The following is a 20,690-nucleotide window of genomic DNA, read 5'->3' on the forward strand; positions in this document are numbered from 1 at the left end:
GGATGTTGCATTTGAACCTTAAGCTTCAAATAGTGCTTGTCCAATATAGCCACCTTGCGGAATACCACCGAAGCAGGCAAATAGCCCACTGCCAATGTGGGTGGTGTATTCATTCATTTTATCAAGACGACCTAGGGCATTTTGGATGATGATAAATTGCTCGGGCGATTTTTGAAATGAAATAAACAGCAGCCCTGAATCAAACTGCCCAGTGGCTGGGTTAATGCCGCTACTGTAAGAATACGAACGGCGTAGCATTTCCACGCCTGTGCGTTTTGCCAGTCCCATGTGGGAAATTTCAGGTATCACTGCCTTCCCCTGCGCGTCTTTGGCGTGCACATCAAATGTGTCAAATTCGCCTTTTTGTCCAATCGCCGCACCGCTATCACGATGTCGACCAAAGGTGTCTTCTTGACCTTTAAGCGAGGTGCGATCCCAAGTTTCAAGATGCATTTGAATGACACGGGTGACCAAATAAGTGCCGCCTTTCATCCAATCAGGCGCGTCCGCCCATAAGTTTTTGTCCGCCGCTTTGATGGTGCTTTGGTTGGCGGTGCCGTCTTTAAAACCGAATAAATTACGGGGCGTATGGTTGCCGGTATCAAACCCGACAAAACCTGACTGACTCCAACGCATGGTGATATTAGAACGCGCTTGGCGAACTAGTTGCCGTACCGCATGGAACGCCACTTGGGCATCTTCGGCGCAGGCTTGAATACAGATATCACCCCCGGTCAAATTTTCTCGTAATTGATCGCGCGGGAACTTGGGCAAGTCTTGGAATTCTTTGGGCTGCTTATGGGTAAGTCCCATTTTTTTTAGAAAACTTGGGCTAATACCAAAGGTCAACGTCAATCCGTACGCGCCCATACTGTCTGCTTCGCCTGTGTCGGTCGGGGGCACAAACGGGTTTTTTTCATACGCTTTGATGTTTTTACCTTGCGTCAAATTGGCCGCATAGGCTGTCCAGTCTTTGAACATCTGTTTGACATCGTCGAGCTTATCGGTATGTAAATCCATCACCAAAAAATAAATATTACGCTGTGACGGCGTGGTAATGCCTGCTTGGTGTTCGCCATAAAAATCATATTTGACATCCGCAAAACTATTTTTGGTAGTATTGGCATCATTACCGGCATGTTTAGGATTTTCGTTTTTATCGCTATCTTTGGACTGATTGCCATCCAAAGCTTGCAAGTTAGGTAAGTTTTCACTTGGTTTTTGCTGACAGGCTGATACAGCTAAACCTGCGCCTGCGACACTGAGCGCACCAAATTGGCGTAAAAAACTGCGACGATTGGACGTTTTTGGTCCTAATCCTGTTTCTTGCGCTTGCTTATCTAATTTACTATGTTTCATGCTGCCCCTAACACCGTACTGACCTTTTTATGCCACCCTAAAACCGTAAAGTGAAGCAATTTTTGCTTCACCTTTGACTTATTGCAATACAATGCCCATCTGCGCTAAGGGTTCACCGAGTTTATTCACCGCTTCGGCTAGCGCCTTGGTATCTGCAGGGGTTAACTCTTTATAGGATTTATAGTCTTGTTGACCGACTTGGTGTTTGGCAAGTAGTTGGTTGACTGCGCCAAATTTTTGCTCAAGCTCCGTGACTAAAGCTGGGTTTTTGGCTTGGATTTTTGGTTTTAAAATGGCAAATATTTTCTCAGCACCTTCAATATTGGCTTTAAAATCATACAAGTCTGTGTGCGAAAAAATTTCTTCTTCGCCGGTGATTTTGCTTGTTGAGACTTCATTGAGCAAATCTACTGAACCTTGCACCATCAAGTCGCCTGTCACCTCTGCCGTCGGAATTTTGGCGTGCAATTCTTTGACATCTGCAATCAGTTGCTTGCCCAGTTTTTCGGTGCCTTTGGTGGTATTTTGTGTCCACAAGATTTTTTCAATCGCATGGAACCCTGTCCATACTTCATTGGGCTCAAGGTCGGCTTCACGGTTATCGATACGTGGGTCAAGGTCGCCAAAACTTTCAGCAATCGGCTCTGAGCGCTCAAAATACATGCGTGCTTTTGGGTATAACGCCTTCGCCTCCTCTAATTTACCTGCTGCGAGCAGTGCGACAAATTTTTGGGTATCGATGAGCAAGCTATCAATTTGGGTTTGTACCCAAGCTTTGTATTCTGCCGTTTCTTTACTCATATCAACTGAGCTCTGCGCTGACGCTGTGACTGCAGAAGCATTGCTCGTTGCAGGCGCTGTTGCGGCACTACTTGCAGCAGGTGCTACATCGGTTTTTTGCTCGGTTTTTTGGCAAGCCGTCAAGAGTAATGCAGATATCGTCAGGGGTAATATTGATAAAGTAAAAGTACGGCGCAACATAAAACATCCTTAAAAGTAAATACGAATAAATAATAAAAAAAATAATGACAATTGGCGAATTATAGGGTAAATGAGAATCGTTATCAATATTTATTTTGCTCTGATTGAGCTTGGAAGTTTACGCAAAAAAATACCCCGCAGCAGCGAGGTATTGTGATGAGCTAAATGACGTGCAGATAGCCAATAACGAAAAAATAGCTTAGCCGAATTTACCCGTGATGTATTCTTCAGTTTCTTTACGGTCTGGGTTGGTGAACATTTTGTCGGTATCCCCCATTTCCATCATTTCGCCTAAGTACATAAACGCGGTATAGTCAGACACACGTGCCGCTTGCTGCATGTTGTGGGTGACGATGGCGATGGTGTAATCATTTTTTAGGTCTGAAATCAAATCTTCAATTGAGCCTGTTGAGATAGGGTCAAGTGCCGAGGTGGGTTCGTCTAGTAGCAATACTTCAGGACGGGTTGCCACACCGCGGGCGATACACAGACGCTGCTGCTGACCACCCGACAATGACAGACCCGATGCTTTAAGTTTATCTTTGACTTCATTCCATAGTGCCGATTTTTTGAGCGCCCATTCAACGCGCTCGTCTAGCTCAGCGCGGCTTAAGCTCTCGTACAGACGCACACCGAATGCCACGTTGTCATAGATTGACATCGGAAATGGCGTTGGTTTTTGGAATACCATACCCACGCGAGCACGCAGCAAGTTGACGTCCACCGATTTATCCAAGATGTTTTGTCCATCTAGGTTGATTTCGCCCGTGGCACTCATGCCTGGGTAGAGGTCATACATGCGGTTAAAGGTACGCAGTAACGTTGATTTACCACAGCCTGAGGGCCCGATAAACGCGGTGACTTTTTTGTCAGCGATATCGATGTTGATATTTTTAAGGGCTAAAAATTTACCGTAATAAAAATCTAAATTACGAATTTGCATTTTTGCGGTCATGATGAATACCTTAATAAAATTTGTTTGATACTAGCAAATAGCTTTAATCTTCTATTGATCATCAATGTGATGATTGCTCTTTACCACTTAGCGCACGTGCCAAAATATTCAATGTTAATACCGCTAAGGTGATGAGTAACGCACCTGCCCAAGCCAATTGGTTTGAAATAGGGTATGGTTGGCTGGCGTATTGATAAATCACGTTTGGTAAGTTGGCAATGGGTTGACCCATATCGGTACTAAAGAATTGGTTATTGAGCGCGGTAAATAGTAAGGGTGCAGTCTCACCCGAGATACGCGCAAATGCCAGTAAGATACCTGTTAATACCCCAGTTTTGGCAGCACGTAAAGTAACGGATGTTACCAGTTTCCATTTTGGCGTACCCAACGCATAAGCGGCTTCACGCAATGTATTGGGAATTAAACGGAGCATATTTTCGGTGGTACGTACCACCACAGGAATAACCAATAGCGCTAAAGCCATTGCACCTGCCCAACCTGAGAAGTTACGACCTTGTACCATCAAAGCAAAAATAAATAAACCAATCACAATCGATGGTGCTGATAGCAAAATGTCGTTCATAAAACGGGTAACTTTACCAAGCCAGCTGTTTTCGGCAAATTCAGCCAGATAAATACCTGCCATGACACCAATCGGTGTGCCGACTACAAGCCCCAATCCTGTCACCATGATTGAGCCGATAATCGCATTGCGAAGACCACCAATTTCGTTTGGCGATGGCGTGTCTTGAGTAAAAATGGGCATGGTCAATAACGCATGCGAGCCTGATAAAAACAATTTGAATAAAATTAAGCCTAAGAAGGTCAAGCCAAATACAATGGACAAACCGGCAAATACCAGTCCTAAAGCATTGCTTAGACGGCGGCGTTTGTAAATGGCATTGTTACGATTCATGTTGGTAGTAGTCATAGTATTCCCCAGCGTCCTTATTTAGTACCCGCATTTTTATCCATACGACTGAGCATCAATTTTGAAATCACCAGTACAATAAAGGTAATGATAAATAGTAAGAAACCTAAATGTAGTAGCGATGATTGGTGCAAGCCTTCAGACTCTGCAAATTCATTTGCCAATGCCGAAGTGATTGACACCCCTGACTGGAACAAACTTGGACTGACGTTATAAGCGTTACCAATAACAAAGGTGACTGCCATCGTTTCGCCCAATGCGCGACCCAATCCCAAAATGATACCGCCCATCACCCCGGCTTTGGTATAAGGCAACACCACGTATCGCATCACTTCCCAAGTGGTTGAGCCCAAACCATAAGCAGATTCTTTAAGCATCTTTGGGGTAATTGAGAAAACATCACGCATGACTGATGCAATAAACGGGATAATCATGACAGCCAAAATCAAACTTGCAGTGAACAGACCAATACCCATCGGTGCACCTTGGAATAAACGACCCACATAAGGCACATCACCCAAATGGTCAATCAGCCAGGGCTGGATATGTTCTGAAAACCAAGGCGCAAATACGAAAAATCCCCACATACCATAAATAATTGAAGGGATACCCGCTAACAACTCAATGGCAATCCCTAAAGGACGTTTTAAAAAATTGGGGCAAAGCTCTGTCAAAAACATGGCAATACCAAAACTTACCGGAACCGCAATCAAAATAGCAATGATAGAAGTCACCAACGTACCATAGATTGGTGCGAGTGCGCCGTATACATCCATCCCTGTATCCCAGTCTTTACTGGTATAAAAGTTAATGCCAAACGCCTTCATACTTGGCAATGCGCCAAGAAATAGTGAGATTAAGATACCACCTAACAACAACAGCACGATAAACGCAAAAAGACGAGTCGCGTTGACAAACAACCAGTCTAATTGTTTTTGCTTTGCGAGTTTTGCGTGTAAATCCGACATAAGAACCCAGCCATCAAAAAATAGTTTTAGTTTACTAATTCTAGAAATTTGAAAAAAAAACGTAGAGCATTAACTTGTTTATTGCTCTACGTATAGTTTGACATTCATAACCCTTTTAACTGTTAATCATCATTAGACTATTTTGCAGCTGAAGCAGTTGCTGTGGCAGCATCTGAGGTAAACAGTGGTTTACCATCAGCACCTACAACTTTTTTCCACTCTTCACGGAAGATAGCTTTGCTTTCTGCTGAGAATGGTACAAAGTCCAATGATTTTGCTAGCTCATCACCACTTGAATACGCCCAGTCAAAGAATTTAAGGGTATTTTTGACGTTTTCTGGGTTGGTGGGTTTAGTATGGACTAGGATGAAGGTTGCCGCAGAGATTGGCCAGGCATTTGGGTCTGCTTGGTTAGTCAATACGATGTTAAAGCCTGGTGTACCTTTCCAATCTGCATTACCCGCAGCGGCAAAGCTTTCAGCCGATGGTTGTACAAAGTTACCTGCTGCATTTTTCAACTGAGTGTAAGCCATTTTGTTTTGTTTTGCGTAAGCGTACTCAACATAACCGATTGAGTTTTTGGCACGAGCGACGTTACTTGCCACGCCTTCGTTACCTTTACCACCTGCACCTGTCGCAGCGGTTGGCCATTTAATTGATTTGTCTACACCTGGACCTGCTTTCCATTCTGGTGATACAGCCGCTAAGTAGCTTGCAAAGTTAAAGGTTGTACCTGAACCATCTGAACGGAAAATCGTCGTGATTGGCGCATCTGGTAGTGTGACGCCTGCGTTTAATGCAGTAATCGCTGGGTCATTCCATTTAGTGATTTTACCCAAGTAGATATTGGCAAGGGTGGCACCGTCTAATTTTAATTGACCTGGTGCAACACCATCGATGTTAACAACTGGTACAACCCCACCGATAACGGTTGGGAACTGGATTAAACCGCTTTTATCCAACTCTTCTTTGCTTAAAGGCGCATCCGACGCACCAAAGTCAACGGTATTGGCTTGGATTTGTTTGATACCACCTGATGAACCGATTGATTGGTAATTTACTTGACCGCCAGTGGCGTTTTTGAACTCACCTGCCCATTTAGCATAGATAGGTTGTGGGAAAGAGGCACCTGCACCTGTGATAGTAAATACGGCGTTTTTATCGCTACCTGCCGCGCCTGTAGTCGCAGTGCTTGACGTCGCTGAGGCACCCGCTGCTTGATTGTCTGCTTGCTTGTTGCCACAAGCGGTTAATGCTAACGTTGATGCTACAACAACACTTAATAATGAATAACGCATGGATAGCTCCTAAAAACATTTTTTGAGTTTACAATGAAAATGCTTGAATAAAATAAATGTCACGAACCGTACGATTTAACCTTTTTTGGCTATTTTCACTATGATAGCTCAAAGCTGACCGACTTAATTGTAATGATAATAACCACAATTCGGTTTGTATAAAAATTGTGTATATGATTACAAAGAAATGTGACAGTATCATGACAGTTTAATGGCTGACGGATGGCACACGCTGCTATAGGTGAGACGCGATAAGGGGATTTAAGATTTAACTCGCTTATCGATTCGCAAAGCCTTGAGCAGCTTTACAACCTTTAGCGGTGAATGAGAAGTGAAAAGGTGAAAAAGTTAACAAGTTGAAAAGTTATCAATAATTTAACAATTTAAGACAATAAAAACCAATGGCAGTCGCAACCAAGGTTAAAAGCACATGGACGCCAATCAAGGCTAAACCTTGCCATACCTTGCCGCTATTCAACAAAGTAAACACTTCGGCACTAAACGTACTAAACGTTGTCAGTCCTCCCAAAAACCCGGTGGTGATAAACAGTCGTAAGTTTGGGTGCATCTTTTGGGTAAGTATCAAGGCAAATCCCATCAACAGCCCGCCTAGTACATTGGCAAATAGTGTGCCATAGGGCAACCAAGGATGTACGCTGTTGAGTCTGCCTAACCACCAGCGCAGCATTGCCCCAAATGCCGCCCCCAATCCTATCCATAGCCATGCCATCTTCAAGTCCTTGTAGATGGTTATGGGTTAGCTGGATTGACAGCAGGCAGCGTTGTCATGTCCCAACGTGGCAAGCAGCTAACCGCTAGCTCATCCTGTTGACCTGCGTTCAAGCGCTGCCAACCGGCGAAGGCAATCATGGCGCCATTGTCAGTACACAAGGCAGGCGGTGCATAATGCACGGTGGCATTGATTTTGGCTAATGCCTCAGCTAACGATTCTCGTAGTTGTTGATTTGCACTCACCCCGCCTGCGATTACCAGACGTTTCATACCCGTTTGCTGCAAGGCTTTGACGCATTTTTTTACCAACGTATCGACCATCGCATATTGAAAACTTGCCGCAATATCGGCACGCGTTTGGGCATGCTCAGGATTATGGCTATCGGTTGGATGGTCTTTAATCAAATTATGCACGGCGGTTTTCATACCACTAAAAGAAAAATCCAATCCTTTACCCAACATCGGGCGCGGTAATTCATAGGCTAACGGATTGCCTGTTTGCGCCAAGCGTGCAATATTAGGCCCACCAGGATAAGGTAACTCTAGCATTTTAGCGGCTTTATCAAAGCACTCGCCTGCAGCATCGTCAATCGACTCACCTAATATTTCATATTGCCCGATGCCTTTGACGGCCACCAACATGGTATGTCCACCCGACACCAGCAACGCGACAAACGGAAAATCGGGCGGATTAGCGCCTAATAGCGGCGCAAGCAAGTGTCCTTCCATGTGATGTACGCCAATCGCAGGAATATTAAGCGCCATCGCCAAACTGCGGCCAAATAATGCCCCTGTCATCAACGCGCCCACCAGTCCAGGACCTTTGGTAAAGGCAATTGCATCGATATCGGTTTTTTTGAGTTGGCAGTCATCCAGCAGTTGCTGCAACAAGGGCACTAATTTACGGATATGATCGCGGCTTGCAAGTTCAGGGACTACCCCGCCATACGTCGCATGTAGCGCGATTTGACTGTATAGCACTTGCCCGACCAAACCTTGATTGGGTTGGTGACGTTGGTCACTATCAAAAATGGCTAATCCCGTTTCATCGCAGGATGTTTCCAGTCCTAGCACACGCATGGTATTTCCTTAAACGATAAATAAACGTCAACATACCGATGGCAACTTAGTTATTTTTTGCCATCATTGATAATTTTGACAGGAATGGTTAACCCTTTGGCAAAGGGCTCGGCAAAGACGTAAGTGTATTGACTCGGAGCAATTTGCTGGGTGGTATGGATGACAAACGCGCTGTTTTTACCGGCTGTGAGTTCATGTGACACATAGGCAGTACCCAGCTGGTCGAGCACTTTAGATAAGACTTCATTGACTGCCATACCCACCGTTAAGTTGTAGCGGGAGGTTTCATTATCTACATGATACATTTCGGCATACGCTTTGACAGGCTCGCTATCGAGCGCAAACGGGTATTTAAAGCTAGCCTTATCGACTGGCTTAACGCCCGAATCCACCAATGCCCAGTTGATTTGTTTGGGCACACCGTTTTGGGCGGTTTGGGGGGATACGGTACTGGCGACAGCTACACTGGCAACGTGATGCGGACTTTGAACGCTAGCCACCGTGGCACTTGCTGTGCCGTTTTGCTCTGGCTTGTTATCACTGGCAGGTTGACAAGCCGAGAGTAACACCCCACCCATCAGCAAAATTGATATTATAACTAGTTGTTTCACTGACACGCCTCCAATATATCCAAACTTTTTGTCTATCTTAGCCTAACTTAATCTAGCTTAGGCAGTGACGCCCCCATTACTGACGGGCTGATAAGAAAGATGACGATTGATGCGTTTTTCAGCCAATCGAAACATCCCAATCAATAGCCAAGACAATAACAAATACATGATACCTGAGACAAAGAACAGCTCAAAAACGGTATAAGTTTTTGACATAATCGTCGTTGCCACACCGGTGATATCCATCAAAGTGATAGTGGATGCCAGCGCACTGCCTTTGAGCATAAAAATCACTTCATTGCCATAAGCCGGCAGCATGATGCCAAAGGCACGAGGAAAAATAATTCGGCGCAATTTTTGGCTATACGACATGCCAATGGCGTCGGCAGCTTCATTCTCGCCCTTGGGTATTGACTTGATAGCACCGCGGATGATTTCTGCGGTATAAGCTGCCGTATTGAGGGTAAAAGCGATGATAGCGCACCAAAATGGGCTCGCTAACACACCCGATTTCCACAGCACGGACTCGGTCACCCATTTAAATTGTGACAATCCATAATAAATCAAAAAGATTTGCACCAGTAGCGGCGTACCACGAAAAAAGAAAATATACGCAAATGGCAATGCCTGTACCCAAGGCTTTTTTGATAGCCTAGCCAAGGCTAGCGGCACTGCCAACATAAACCCCAATAAACCCGACAACACCACAAGCTCAATGGTGATAATACCGCCTTGCAGCAGTTTTGGGATACTATCAATAATAATTTGCCAATTCCAGTTCATTGATGAATCCCCTATTTTGCCATGCCGATTTTTTGTAGGCGTTTTGCATAACGCTCTGCTGGGTTATTGACCCATTCTAGCCACATAATCACACCCGTGATGATGACGGTCAGACTCAAGTACAACAATGCTGCTGCCATATAAAAAGTAAAGGGGCTTTGCGTGGAAGTCGCTGCCGTTTTGGCGTGGCGCATGATATCTTCAAGCCCGACCACAGAAACCAGCGCGGTATCTTTGAGCAGTACCAAAAACAAATTACCCAGTCCTGGCAGTGCAATACGCCAGACTTGTGGCAACGTCACTCGCCAAAGTATTTGAAATTTTTTCATGCCAATCGCTTGCGCCGCTTCAGCTTGACCTTTTGGAATCTCTTGAAATGCCATACGAAAAGTTTCGGTCGCATACGCACCGAACGCCACAGACAGCGCCGTAACCCCCGCCCAGAACGGACTGACATCCACATATCCCGTATTGCCAAATTGCGATAGAATGAGCCCCATCAACATCGAGCCGCCAAAGTAAATAAACATGACTGACAGCAGTTCTGGAATACCACGGATAATCGTGGTGTAAGCGGTGGCGATGGCGTTGAGCACTTTAAACCGTGACATCTTAGCGGTCGCGCCCAATAATCCCAAAATCAGCCCAATCACCAAACTAGTCAATGCCAGTTTGATGGTGACCCAAGCACCGCTTAATAATAGCTGCCCAAAACCTTGTAGATCTAACACAATATCGATACCCTGTCTTTTTAACTCTGTTTGTTGACCTATTACCCAAAAAATACTTAAAACGCAGTTTTACCGGCGCATAGACAAAAGGTGATAATAGATATAACCTTTTGCTTTGTTTTTTGCAGGGTGCAATTTTACGTGATTGCCCTATCAAAAACCATCAAAAAAACAAAAAACTGAGTGACTTTTCACCCAGTTTTTGACTGAACCCAAGCGCTTGGTTAAGTTACTTGCTAGTACTTGCTACAGTCGTGGTCGTTGTGGTACTAGAGACCGTAACTGCCACGCTGCTTGCCGCCGCTGTTGTGGTGGTTGCACTGCCAAAATATTGGTTATAGATTTTATCATACGTGCCATTTGATTTTAACGTGGCAATCGCTTTGTTAAATTCTAAACGCAGTGGGTCGCCTTTACGGACAATGATACCCATTTTGTCATTGACATCAATCTCTTTACCTTTGATTTCAAAGCCTTTACCCTCTGGCGTGGTCAGCCAATAAGCGGCCGGGGCTTTATCCGAAATCATCATATCTGAGCGCCCTGCTGCCAAGTCCATAAACGCATTGTCCAACCCTTCATATAGGTTTAGCTGGGCTTTTGGGTGATTTTTTTCCATCCACTGGGTCGATAGCGTTGAACGCTGCGCCGCAACTTTATGGCTGTCAATTTGGGCAGGGTCATCCGGATTGATGGGGCTACCTTGTTTGGTTAAAAACACCAACGTATTGGTAAAATAGGGGTCGGTAAAATCAACCTGTGCTTGACGCTCTGGGGTGATAGACATGGCATCAATTACCACGTCATATTTTTTTGCCATGAGGCCTGGCAATAAACCATCCCAATCTTGTGGATTAATTTCACAGTTGGCTTTCATTTGTGCACATAAGGCCCGTATAAAATCCACATCAAAACCTGTCAAACTGCCATCCGCTTTGGTGATACTAAAGGGTTTATAAGTGCCTTCAGTGGCAATGCGAATGGTTTTGCCTGCCATACTGCTCGATGTCTCTGTGCTGCTACTTGCCGTTGTAGAAGCGGCTGTACTACCCGCCGTTGCCGCAGTTTTTTCTGCAGGTTTTTGACAGCCCACCAGCGCTAGACCTGCCAATGCCAAACTACCTAATAATGAAATATTTGCTTTCACCTGATACTCCTAATTTTTAACATCCAACACATGACAAAATTTTACTTGTGAGTTGTAAGAAAACGAACAGCTTAATCAGTTATTTAACGGCTTATTTCGGCAAATCTGCAAAATATTTTTGGCTGATTTTATCGTAAGTACCATTGGCTTTTAGCGCTGCCAGTGCGGTGTTGAATTTGCCAATCAATGGATCATTTTGACGAAGGGCAATGGCAATTTTGTCATCAATATTGATTGGTTGACCTTTAACTTCAAAGCCTTGACCTTTGGCGGTTTTTAACCATGATAAGGCTGGGGCACTGTCAGAAATCATCAAATCTGTACGGCCTGATTCTAGGTCAAGATAGGCATTATCTTGGGTGTCATACAGTTTTGGGGTGGCTTTTGGGAAGTTTTTGGCTAAGTACTCAGCGGCAGTTGTTGAACGCTGTGCACCCACGGATTTGCCCGCTAGGTCATCAGCGCCTTTTTCTACCCCTTTTTTGCCAATCACAACGAGGTTATTGGTAAAGTATGGGTCGCTAAATGCCACCACTTGGCGACGCTCTGCGGTGTCTGACATCCCCGCCATGATGGCATTGTATTTTTGTGCTTGTAACCCTGGAATCAGTCCATCCCAATCTTGGGAAATCACTTCACATTTTAGTTTGGCTTCAGTACATAACGCATCTGCCAAATCAATCTCAAAGCCGATTAATTTGCCATTGGCATCTTTATAACTAAAGGGGACAAAGCTTGATTCGGTAGCGATACGAATCTGTGGCATATCTGCGCTTGCTGCCGTGGTAGCGTTACTTGCTGCTGCCGTGTCTGCCGCTTTTTGGGCAGGTTTTTGACAGGCAGTTACCCCCATCAAGATGGCTAACGACGATACACCCAAAACCGATAACTGTTTCATAACAACACCTTTTTGTCAAAATTTGAGGGTCACCCACATCTACTGTGTAAATCTTAAATCGCTCGATACAACGTCAATTAATTACCAAAATGTTGCTTTTGTAATTTTGCCAACTCGCCATTGCTTTGTAGTGCATCTAAGGCTTTGTCAAATTCTGCTTTTAGTGGATCGCCTTTACGAATGGCCATTGCGATGTTGTCACCATTATCCATCTCACTGCCTACGAGTTGGTAGTTGCTGTTTTGTTTTAGCCATTCGCTAGCGGTTACTTTTTCAGACAGCACTGAATCGATACGACCTGATTTTAGGTCAATATAGGCGTTGTCATAGTTGTCATACAATTTGATTTCATTGGTTTTGCTCAGTTTATCTTGAAGGTACTGTGCCATGGTGGTTGAGCGTTGACCGCCAATTTTTAACCCTGAAATTGCTTGTGGGTTGAATTTGCCACCTTTGGCAGCGACCCAAACCATGGTGTTTTTAAAATAAGGCGTGGTGAAATCCACTTGCGCTGAACGCTCTGGGGTAATTGACATACCTGCGGCAACCGCGTCGTATTTTCTCGCCATCAAGCCTGGTAAGATACCGTCCCAATCTTGTGCTACGATTTCGCAGTCGAGTTTCGCTTGAGCACACACGGCTTTGGCAACATCCACGTCATAACCGCCTAACGTGCCATCGGCATTGGTGTAGTTAAATGGTTTGTACGCGCCTTCAGTGGCAATACGAATTTTTTTGCCCGTGCTGGCACTGGCAGCGGGTTGGCTCGCGGCTGCACCTTCTGTTTTTTCAGCAGGTTTTTGACAGGCGGTTAATCCCATGCTAACTGCACATACCGTTGCCAAGGCGAGTTTTGAGTAGGTTGAATTCAAGGTTGATTGCATGGATGTTCCTTAGAAATGAAATTTTTGAGTAAAAAGCGATTTAATATCAGGTTTCGCTTTCAGCGATTTCAATATTTAAAATCAATGCGACTAAAATAAATGCGAGTTTACAATTTAGTTAAAATTAACATAAATTAACATTTTTGCAAGTGAAAAACGTATGCAGCAACAATTAAATCAAATAAATTTTTTCTGATGCCTAAAATTACAAAACCGCCAATCGCATGGCGATTGACGGCTCATAGGATGTTTGGATTATTTTTGATGGCTTGCCATGAAGTCTTTCACCCGTGCTGATTGCGGATTGTCAAACACCTGCTCTGGTGTGCCTATTTCTTCGATACGCCCTTCATGCAAGAACACCACTTGGCTTGATACATCGCGCGCAAAACGCATTTCATGGGTCACAATCAGCATGGTGCGACCTTCTTCAGCAAGCGATTTCATCACCGCTAATACTTCATTGACCAATTCTGGGTCGAGGGCAGAGGTTGGCTCATCAAATAGCAATACTTGTGGCTTCATCGCTAGCGCACGAGCGATGGCGATACGCTGGCGTTGCCCACCCGATAAGTTTTCTGGGTAAGCGTCTTTTTTATCCAGTAGTCCTACGCGTTTTAGTAGCACTTCAGCTTCACTGATGGCTTGGTCTTTGGCGATTTTTAGGACTTGGGTGGGCCCCTCAATGATGTTTTGCAAAATAGTCCGGTGTGGCCATAAGTTAAAGTTTTGGAACACAAAGCCCATTTTTGAGCGAAACTGCTCAAGTTGGCGCTGATTGGCGGCAACCAAATCCCCTGATTTATTCGGTTTTAATACCAATGCTTCATTGCCCAAGAAAACCTCCCCTTGTGAGGGGTTTTCAAGCAGGTTAATACAGCGTAGCAAGGTGGATTTGCCCGAACCGCTCGAGCCCAAAATTGAGATGACATCGCCATCATAAGCGGTCAACGATACACCTTTTAGTACCTCAAGCGATCCAAAGTTCTTGTGGATATTGTTAAGTTGCAAGGCTACAGGACGCTGTAAGTTTGGCATAGCATCTGACATGATATTCAATCCAAAATTTGACGATAGGTGGAAAAAAACTGTCTATTTTCGCTTAAAACGCTACTAAAACGCAACTTTTTCTCTCATTTAACTTTATTTTATGGTGCCGGTCTTTAGCACTTGTCTTTAGATTGAGTCATAACCATTAATTTTTGTCTGTCAAAACTTTCTAAATTCCATTTTTGGATTGAAGTTGTTATGATGAAGCGATGATTATATTAGGGACTGACTATGCAAACCATGACTGATACCAAACATTATATGCAAACCGTGGGACAGCAAGCGCGCGCTGCTTCAGCGATTTTGGCAAAAGCAGACACTGCACTCAAAAATAGCGCCCTACTCGCTATCTATGACGCCCTGCAACAAGCCAAATCACACGTGTTGGCGGCCAATACCACCGATATGCAAAACGGTCAACAAAAAGGACTGGATGACGCACTACTTGACCGATTAGCGCTCACCGATGCGCGTTTTGAAGGCATGTTACAAGGGCTAAAAGATGTCGCCATGCTACCTGACCCGATTGGCGAGGTCACGGATATGACCTTTCGTCCATCGGGTATTCAGCTAGGTAAAATGCGCGTACCGCTGGGTGTGGTCGGGATGATCTATGAATCTCGCCCCAATGTGACCATTGAAGCTGCGTCTTTGGCATTAAAATCTGGCAATGCGATTATCCTACGTGGGGGTTCAGAAGCGTTTTATTCTAACCAAGCATTGGCTGCGTGTGTCAAACAAGGCTTGCAAGCAGTTGGTTTGCCAGAGGCGGCAGTGCAAGTGGTCGAAACCACCGACCGCGCGGCAGTGGGAGAACTTATCACCATGAATCGCTATGTCGATGTGATTGTGCCGCGGGGTGGTAAAAGCCTAATTGAGCGTATCAGTAATGAAGCGCGCGTGCCTGTCATCAAGCATCTAGATGGTAACTGTCATACCTTTGTCGATCGCGATGCAAACTTGACTATGGCAACCGATATTTGCGTCAATGCCAAAACTCACCGCTACGGCACTTGTAATACCATGGAAACGCTGCTGATTGATAGCCAAATCGCTGCGCAAGCCCTGCCGCCAATCGCTAGCGCCATTGTCGCGGCAGACAGTGCCATGCAATTACGCGGCTGTCCAAAAACCTTAGCCATCTTGAGCGATACCGCTGAATTAACCGCTCACCTGTCAGCAGCGAGTGAGGCAGATTGGGATACCGAATATTTGGCGCCAATTTTGGCGATTAAAGTAGTCGCCGATATCGACGAAGCCATTGCCCATATCAATACCCATGGCTCACACCATACCGATGCGATTATCACCGAGAACTACTCAAAATCGTTAAAATTCATGCGTGAAGTTGACTCTAGTAGCGTGATGGTCAATGCATCAACCCGCTTTGCCGATGGGTTTGAATATGGTTTGGGTGCAGAGATTGGTATCTCTACTGATAAAATCCATGCGCGCGGCCCTGTGGGTCTTGAAGGTTTAACATCGCAGAAATGGATTGTGTTTGGGCATGGGGAAATCAGACAGTGACAGCTAAAACTTTTGGTAATCAAATAAATTATTTTCACAAACCCACTTTAATTATTGGTAATAAAAACTACTCCACTTGGTCTTTGCGCGCATGGCTTATGCTGCATGCCTTCGGTGTAGCGTTTGATGAAATGCCCATTAAGCTATTTCATCCGAGTAATCAAGAGATTTTGACGACCTATACGCCACTGGGTCAAGTGCCTGTACTGTTACATGAAGACAAAACGATTTGGGACAGTGTCGGCATTGCTTTATATGCGGAAAAATACTTAATTACGCAAAACATTTGGGGTAACCAGCCGCACTTAGCCATGAGTTTGCTGGGTGAAATGCACAGTGGATTTTCTGCACTGCGCAATGAAATGCCAATGAATATTCGGGCTAGGCGCCACATTGCACCTTCCAAACCTTGTTTAAGCGACTTGGCGCGGTTTGAAGCCATCGTCACCGAAGGTTTCAAACAAAACGGCTCTGAAGGTTATTTGCTAGGCGAATTTAGTGTCGCTGATGTATTTTTTGCCCCGATTATTTTTCGCCTCATCACTTACGCAAAAGCCTCCGATATAGAGTTACGCCCAGTGACCTTAAGCTATATACAAAAAATGCTTGCTCATCCAAGCATGCAGACTTGGCAACAACAGGCGTTGACAGAAACCGATATAGTTATTGAAGATGAAGCAGGCACAGAGGTTGTTTGAGGTTAATCAGCTTTAATTCAATGAAAAACCTTATTTGGCAATCGCTTTAAACAGGCTGATTTGGTTGTTATCGGTTACCGTCAACATCGGTGTGCCTTTGCTATCTTGGGTCAGTTTAAATTGTCCATTGAGTGTGGATGGCGCAGCCGCATCAAATGCCATGCGCGATTCTGGCAGACATATCATGCGCGTGGAAACGATATTTTTTATCAATACATTGTCATGGGTCAAGCTATAATTGCCCCACATGCGATTGCAGGTGTTGTCAAAGCTGACACGACCTTTATCAAAGCTGACCAACAGCGGTTTGGCTTGGTTAAACAATTCAAGTTTAGTGGGTTTACCCGCCAAATCAGTCACCGAGACCAATTGCCAGCGATAATTTTGCAACGTGGCATCCGCTAACGGTAAGGTGACCGCTTGGGTCGGGTTCACGATCCCTGACTTACTATCCGCTATGGTTTGACAGCCTGTCATTGCCAGCGTTCCTGCTATCAAGCAACTTAGCGCTAGGGAATAGGTTTTGGCACATTTTTTCATCATGATTTACTTTTGTTTAAAATTATTGTGTAAAAAATTATTTCAACCATTATATAAAATGCCCTTAAGACTTTATTGCTAAGCATGACGATTATTGTTATTCGATTGTATTACTAGATTTGATGGACGCTTCATTTGCTTGAATGGGTTTTTGCAAAAACTCTAAAAATACATCATCGCGCTTGGGGTCGCCATTATTGCCGTCTCTTGGAAATGCCATCTTCTCCCCTGTCAGTAGATAACCCCGGCGCTGATAATAACGTAACAGCTCTGGTCGATGACTTAAAATCGACATGGACAAATGGGTTAAAGGTAAATGGGTTACGTTTTTGGCGTGGGCGTGTCTGATAGCAAACGTTTCTACCGCAGACAACATCGTATCGCCAATGCCTCTACCTTGCACAGCAGGATGAACCGCAAAAGTGCCAATATACGCCGCTGGCTGATGATTAATGGGCGAGAAATCCACAGAAATACACCCAAGCAAATCATCGCTATCGTGCGGATTTTCAAACACGAACAGATAAATGTTGGGGTTGTCTATCAAGGCTGTCATTTCCTCGGTCGTGGTACGAATCCCACCAATTAAAGCAGCTTCATTGGTCCAGCCTTCATCTGAGCGGTAACAGCGATTGAGCAAAGTTACCAAATTTTCGACGTCTTGTTGCGTGGCAACGCGTAATTGCACGACGTTTTTATCGATATTGCTATCAGGGTCTTTCATGTTTTTTCTCTTTTTATACTCACATTGGCTAAACATAGGATGCGTTGAACATTTTGCCAAGTCAGCTGACTGATTTTGCCACCCAATGCACCCAACTTAGCAAGCACTACTTTATTGTCTATCACTTTGGCATTCAAGCCGTATTTGATCTCATTTTCGTTGCCCTCATATTTTTAACCTATTAGCTTAAGACAATAAAGCATGGTTATAATAAAGCGCTGCTGTAATCGAATCTGTAATCGAGATGGTTTATCAATCATCCGTTTGTTAAAATAAACCTTTTGCAAGTAACCCTAGCATGCCAAAACTGCCTTCACCCTATACCCCTGCGATTGAGTCCGCTATTTATAAACAACAACCCACTGATTTTATTGTCCATGAAAAACTTGGCATTGAATGCAGCCATACAGGCGAACATCTTTGGCTTCATATTCAAAAAACCCGTATGAATACCAATTTTGTGGCAAAGTTGCTGTCACAATGGGCAGGCATCCCACTCAAGGATGTGGGATATTCGGGGCTCAAAGATCGTCATGCGCTGACGACGCAATGGTTTAGTCTTCGCTTGCCAAAAAAAATTGCCCCTGAACCAAATTTTGAGCAATTTGTCCAAACTAAATTAGCTAGCGATGAAACCCTAGAAATACTGGCACAGCATTGGCATCATAAAAAACTGGGTCGCGGTACTCATGAGGCCAATCAGTTTATCATCACCTTACGCAATGTGGTGGGTGAGAAAGCCGCCATCGAGCAACAACTTGCGACCATCAAAACCCAAGGCGTTCCCAATTATTTTGGCGAGCAGCGCTTTGGGCAAGATGCCAATAATATTGATGCCGCTATCGAACTATTTACCCATCATACAATTAGGGGTAAAAAAATTCATCGCAAATTTGACCAAGATAAAATCAGTCTGTATCTGTCGGCAGCGCGTAGCGAATTATTCAATGCCATCTTGGCAAAACGTATCGCGTTGGGCATTTGGAACCAACCGCTTGATGGCGAGGTGATGAATTTGGCGGGTTCAAACAGTATTTTTGTGGCACAGCATATAGATGAAACCATGCTATCAAGGCTACAAAGTGGCGATATCCATTTGACTGCACCGATGTGGGGCGCAGGTGAGTTAAAAAGCAGTGGTAAGGTTAACGCATTAGAACTATCAGTCATCACTGACAATCCCATTTATCAGCAGCTAAGTCAAGGTCTGATTGAGTTTGGTTTAAAGCAGCAGCGCCGCTCCCTGCGTATGCTGCCCAGTAACTTGCAATGGGTTTGGCAAGACGGTGAGACATTGGTGTTAGATTTTGAATTACCGGCAGGCAGTTTTGCAACGACCATTATTGACACGCTTGTTGCAAGCTCGGTACTCACCACTGAATTATGAAGGCTGGGTTATAGAAGCTAAATTATAAAGGCTAAGTTATGACGGCTAATTACTTTGCGTCATCAGTAAATAACATTGACCTTTGACCACACAGTTGCGACCATTGGCTTTGGCTTGCTGCATTGCCAAATCGGAGAATTTGATAATGCGCTCAAGGGCGGGCGGCAGTGCAGGCATGGTTGGTAAACTATGCATATACTCGCGCATATATTCGATAAAACTGCGATTATCAATCGCACGCTCGCTATCCCCCCCATGATTTTGATAAAGGCTGGCTATACCTAAGCTTGCGGTAAATTGAATTTCTGTATCAAAGATGCCATATCTCACCACTTGCTTTTCAAACGCTTGGCGCAGCTGCTCTGCCATATCGTAGGCTTGCTCAATCCCCATATTAGGCAAGATGATGCAAAACTCTTCCCCACCCACGCGTCCAAACATCGTCCCTGTCGGTAAGAAGTTTTTTAAGGTATTCGCGGTACAAATCAACGTCGCATCACCTGCATCATGACCATATTTGTCATTGATATGTTTAAATTTGTCCAAATCAATATAAATCACACTAAGCGTATGCCAATCGCTTTTACGTTGCCATAAATAACTCAAAAAACTATAAATGGTACGCCGATTGGCAATATTGGTGAGCGCATCAGCTTCTAGCAAATCATAAATCTTGCGGCGCTGAAAGTTCATGACTTTCATGCCCTGTAAAATACAATACAGCGTGACTGTTGCCTTGGCGGTTACCAAAAAGCTAAAAGACAATCCCCAAAGCCAATGACTACGCGCTGCTAAACTTGGATACAACCTAGGAAGCAATTGCCACCAATTCATGCTATTACTCATATTAAAAATAAATAACGCAACAATACAACTGACAAATGACACCCAGACCAGTCGCCATCTTAATAGCACCATCCCAAGACCGGTGGCACTAATCAGCATTACACCTTCAAGCGCACTGTTGTTGCCAATCCAGACGATAAAAAGATTTTCATAAATCAAATAGATGATTACAAAAAAGATTTGGTACTCTCGCCAAAGTCTTGACTGTTCAGGAATGCGGGTAATGACCCATAGTGAATACCCGCAAAACAACACCATCGCGAGTCCCAAATAGGTAATATTTATCATCAAGCTGCGATTAAAAATTTGATTGAACGTCTGAGCAAAAGGAAAGATATCTAGGGGCGATGTGATGACAAGAACTGTCGCATACCAAATTAAATGAAAAAATGTCTCAACCAACGCCAATATGATAAACAGCATGAATTTATTGGTATCGTTGACTCTTGGCGAATTGATATATAGCGAAGGTTTAAAGCTAAAAAATTTTAGCGTTTGCTGCAATTGTTCTTTAAAGCTTGGCAGGGCGGTTTGGGTCATAGGATTATTGCAAAATCAAT

Annotated in this window: 21 protein-coding genes; 3 read left to right on the forward strand and 18 right to left on the reverse strand. The window is 44.3% G+C overall.

Annotated features, from left to right (window positions below; genetic code table 11):
• Nucleotides 1–18 precede the first annotated feature (18 nt).
• The 15 genes from efeB to RT034_RS02885 all read right to left on the reverse strand — a co-directional run bounded on the left by efeB (nt 19) and on the right by RT034_RS02885 (nt 14,408).
• Nucleotides 19–1,359, reverse strand: coding sequence for an iron uptake transporter deferrochelatase/peroxidase subunit (gene efeB, locus RT034_RS02815; RefSeq protein ID WP_313013444.1), 1,341 nt, complete (start codon nt 1,357–1,359; stop codon nt 19–21).
• Between the two features lie 78 nt (nt 1,360–1,437).
• A complete protein-coding gene (gene efeO, locus RT034_RS02820; RefSeq protein WP_313013446.1) occupies nt 1,438–2,340 on the reverse strand; it encodes an iron uptake system protein EfeO in 903 nt (300 codons plus the stop codon).
• A 199-nt stretch (nt 2,341–2,539) separates the two neighbouring features.
• Nucleotides 2,540–3,295 (reverse strand): phosphate ABC transporter ATP-binding protein PstB, encoded by a 756-nt coding sequence (gene pstB / locus RT034_RS02825; protein WP_050324753.1) that lies wholly within the window; start codon nt 3,293–3,295, stop codon nt 2,540–2,542.
• A 61-nt stretch (nt 3,296–3,356) separates the two neighbouring features.
• Nucleotides 3,357–4,226, reverse strand: a complete 870-nt coding sequence (gene pstA / locus RT034_RS02830; protein ID WP_188874750.1) for a phosphate ABC transporter permease PstA — start codon at nt 4,224–4,226, stop codon at nt 3,357–3,359.
• A gap of 17 nt (nt 4,227–4,243) precedes the next feature.
• Nucleotides 4,244–5,194 (reverse strand): phosphate ABC transporter permease subunit PstC, encoded by a 951-nt coding sequence (gene pstC, locus RT034_RS02835; protein WP_312276829.1) that lies wholly within the window; start codon nt 5,192–5,194, stop codon nt 4,244–4,246.
• Nucleotides 5,195–5,331: 137 nt separating this feature from the next.
• Entirely contained in the window at nt 5,332–6,492 is a 1,161-nt protein-coding gene (gene pstS, locus RT034_RS02840; RefSeq protein ID WP_313013451.1) for a phosphate ABC transporter substrate-binding protein PstS, read from the reverse strand.
• A 367-nt stretch (nt 6,493–6,859) separates the two neighbouring features.
• Complete coding sequence (gene crcB, locus RT034_RS02845; RefSeq protein WP_313013455.1) at nt 6,860–7,222, reverse strand: fluoride efflux transporter CrcB; 363 nt, start codon at nt 7,220–7,222, stop codon at nt 6,860–6,862.
• A gap of 20 nt (nt 7,223–7,242) precedes the next feature.
• Nucleotides 7,243–8,304, reverse strand: a complete 1,062-nt coding sequence (gene tsaD / locus RT034_RS02850) for a tRNA (adenosine(37)-N6)-threonylcarbamoyltransferase complex transferase subunit TsaD (protein ID WP_313013457.1) — start codon at nt 8,302–8,304, stop codon at nt 7,243–7,245.
• Nucleotides 8,305–8,354: 50 nt separating this feature from the next.
• A complete protein-coding gene (locus tag RT034_RS02855) occupies nt 8,355–8,915 on the reverse strand; it encodes a hypothetical protein (protein WP_313013459.1) in 561 nt (186 codons plus the stop codon).
• A gap of 57 nt (nt 8,916–8,972) precedes the next feature.
• Nucleotides 8,973–9,698, reverse strand: a complete 726-nt coding sequence (locus RT034_RS02860) for an ABC transporter permease (protein ID WP_313013464.1) — start codon at nt 9,696–9,698, stop codon at nt 8,973–8,975.
• A gap of 11 nt (nt 9,699–9,709) precedes the next feature.
• Nucleotides 9,710–10,429 carry an ABC transporter permease gene (locus RT034_RS02865; protein WP_007117180.1) on the reverse strand — a complete coding sequence of 240 codons (720 nt, stop codon included), beginning with the start codon at nt 10,427–10,429 and terminating at the stop codon, nt 9,710–9,712.
• Nucleotides 10,430–10,658: 229 nt separating this feature from the next.
• Complete coding sequence (locus tag RT034_RS02870) at nt 10,659–11,576, reverse strand: transporter substrate-binding domain-containing protein (protein WP_313013470.1); 918 nt, start codon at nt 11,574–11,576, stop codon at nt 10,659–10,661.
• Between the two features lie 91 nt (nt 11,577–11,667).
• On the reverse strand, nt 11,668–12,474 hold the full coding sequence (locus RT034_RS02875) for an ABC transporter substrate-binding protein (RefSeq protein WP_313013474.1): 807 nt from the start codon (nt 12,472–12,474) through the stop codon (nt 11,668–11,670).
• Nucleotides 12,475–12,551: 77 nt separating this feature from the next.
• Nucleotides 12,552–13,358 (reverse strand): transporter substrate-binding domain-containing protein, encoded by an 807-nt coding sequence (locus RT034_RS02880; RefSeq protein WP_095355911.1) that lies wholly within the window; start codon nt 13,356–13,358, stop codon nt 12,552–12,554.
• Nucleotides 13,359–13,613: 255 nt separating this feature from the next.
• Entirely contained in the window at nt 13,614–14,408 is a 795-nt protein-coding gene (locus tag RT034_RS02885) for an ABC transporter ATP-binding protein (protein ID WP_178086206.1), read from the reverse strand.
• A gap of 231 nt (nt 14,409–14,639) precedes the next feature.
• On the opposite strand from RT034_RS02885, the gene RT034_RS02890 reads away from it, so the two are divergent.
• Nucleotides 14,640–15,935, forward strand: coding sequence for a glutamate-5-semialdehyde dehydrogenase (locus tag RT034_RS02890; RefSeq protein WP_409566288.1), 1,296 nt, complete (start codon nt 14,640–14,642; stop codon nt 15,933–15,935).
• Nucleotides 15,932–16,633: a glutathione S-transferase family protein gene (locus RT034_RS02895; RefSeq protein ID WP_313013480.1), complete on the forward strand. Its 702-nt coding sequence runs from the start codon at nt 15,932–15,934 to the stop codon at nt 16,631–16,633. The genes RT034_RS02890 and RT034_RS02895 overlap by 4 nt, the downstream gene beginning before the upstream one ends.
• A 30-nt stretch (nt 16,634–16,663) precedes the next feature.
• Here the strand turns inward: RT034_RS02895 and RT034_RS02900 are convergent, their stop codons facing one another.
• The gene (locus RT034_RS02900; protein ID WP_313013483.1) at nt 16,664–17,176 is read right to left on the reverse strand and encodes an META domain-containing protein; all 513 of its coding nucleotides are present in this window, start codon (nt 17,174–17,176) and stop codon (nt 16,664–16,666) included.
• Between the two features lie 94 nt (nt 17,177–17,270).
• Nucleotides 17,271–17,897, reverse strand: coding sequence for a GNAT family N-acetyltransferase (locus RT034_RS02905; RefSeq protein ID WP_313013485.1), 627 nt, complete (start codon nt 17,895–17,897; stop codon nt 17,271–17,273).
• A 298-nt stretch (nt 17,898–18,195) separates the two neighbouring features.
• Here RT034_RS02905 and truD point away from each other — a divergent pair, with 298 nt between their 5' ends.
• Complete coding sequence (truD, locus tag RT034_RS02910) at nt 18,196–19,284, forward strand: tRNA pseudouridine(13) synthase TruD (RefSeq protein ID WP_313013488.1); 1,089 nt, start codon at nt 18,196–18,198, stop codon at nt 19,282–19,284.
• Nucleotides 19,285–19,329: 45 nt separating this feature from the next.
• Here truD and RT034_RS02915 read toward each other — a convergent pair whose 3' ends face one another.
• Nucleotides 19,330–20,670, reverse strand: coding sequence for a GGDEF domain-containing protein (locus RT034_RS02915; RefSeq protein ID WP_313013491.1), 1,341 nt, complete (start codon nt 20,668–20,670; stop codon nt 19,330–19,332).
• Between the last annotated feature and the right edge of the window lie 20 nt (nt 20,671–20,690).

The organism is Moraxella sp. CTOTU48841 (assembly GCF_032061225.1).
GTDB lineage: Bacteria > Pseudomonadota > Gammaproteobacteria > Pseudomonadales > Moraxellaceae > Faucicola > Faucicola cinerea.

Coding starts and splice junctions, on each gene's coding strand:
- efeB (WP_313013444.1), bottom strand. CDS start 1,359: ATGAAACATAGTAAATTAGATAAGCAAGCGCAAGAAACAGGATTAGGA.
- RT034_RS02885 (WP_178086206.1), bottom strand. CDS start 14,408: ATGTCAGATGCTATGCCAAACTTACAGCGTCCTGTAGCCTTGCAACTT.
- crcB (WP_313013455.1), bottom strand. CDS start 7,222: ATGGCATGGCTATGGATAGGATTGGGGGCGGCATTTGGGGCAATGCTG.
- RT034_RS02860 (WP_313013464.1), bottom strand. CDS start 9,698: ATGAACTGGAATTGGCAAATTATTATTGATAGTATCCCAAAACTGCTG.
- truD (WP_313013488.1), top strand. CDS start 18,196: ATGCCAAAACTGCCTTCACCCTATACCCCTGCGATTGAGTCCGCTATT.
- pstB (WP_050324753.1), bottom strand. CDS start 3,295: ATGACCGCAAAAATGCAAATTCGTAATTTAGATTTTTATTACGGTAAA.
- RT034_RS02915 (WP_313013491.1), bottom strand. CDS start 20,670: ATGACCCAAACCGCCCTGCCAAGCTTTAAAGAACAATTGCAGCAAACG.
- RT034_RS02880 (WP_095355911.1), bottom strand. CDS start 13,358: ATGCAATCAACCTTGAATTCAACCTACTCAAAACTCGCCTTGGCAACG.
- tsaD (WP_313013457.1), bottom strand. CDS start 8,304: ATGCGTGTGCTAGGACTGGAAACATCCTGCGATGAAACGGGATTAGCC.
- pstA (WP_188874750.1), bottom strand. CDS start 4,226: ATGACTACTACCAACATGAATCGTAACAATGCCATTTACAAACGCCGC.
- RT034_RS02900 (WP_313013483.1), bottom strand. CDS start 17,176: ATGATGAAAAAATGTGCCAAAACCTATTCCCTAGCGCTAAGTTGCTTG.
- RT034_RS02890 (WP_409566288.1), top strand. CDS start 14,640: ATGCAAACCATGACTGATACCAAACATTATATGCAAACCGTGGGACAG.
- pstC (WP_312276829.1), bottom strand. CDS start 5,194: ATGTCGGATTTACACGCAAAACTCGCAAAGCAAAAACAATTAGACTGG.
- efeO (WP_313013446.1), bottom strand. CDS start 2,340: ATGTTGCGCCGTACTTTTACTTTATCAATATTACCCCTGACGATATCT.
- RT034_RS02905 (WP_313013485.1), bottom strand. CDS start 17,897: ATGAAAGACCCTGATAGCAATATCGATAAAAACGTCGTGCAATTACGC.
- RT034_RS02875 (WP_313013474.1), bottom strand. CDS start 12,474: ATGAAACAGTTATCGGTTTTGGGTGTATCGTCGTTAGCCATCTTGATG.
- pstS (WP_313013451.1), bottom strand. CDS start 6,492: ATGCGTTATTCATTATTAAGTGTTGTTGTAGCATCAACGTTAGCATTA.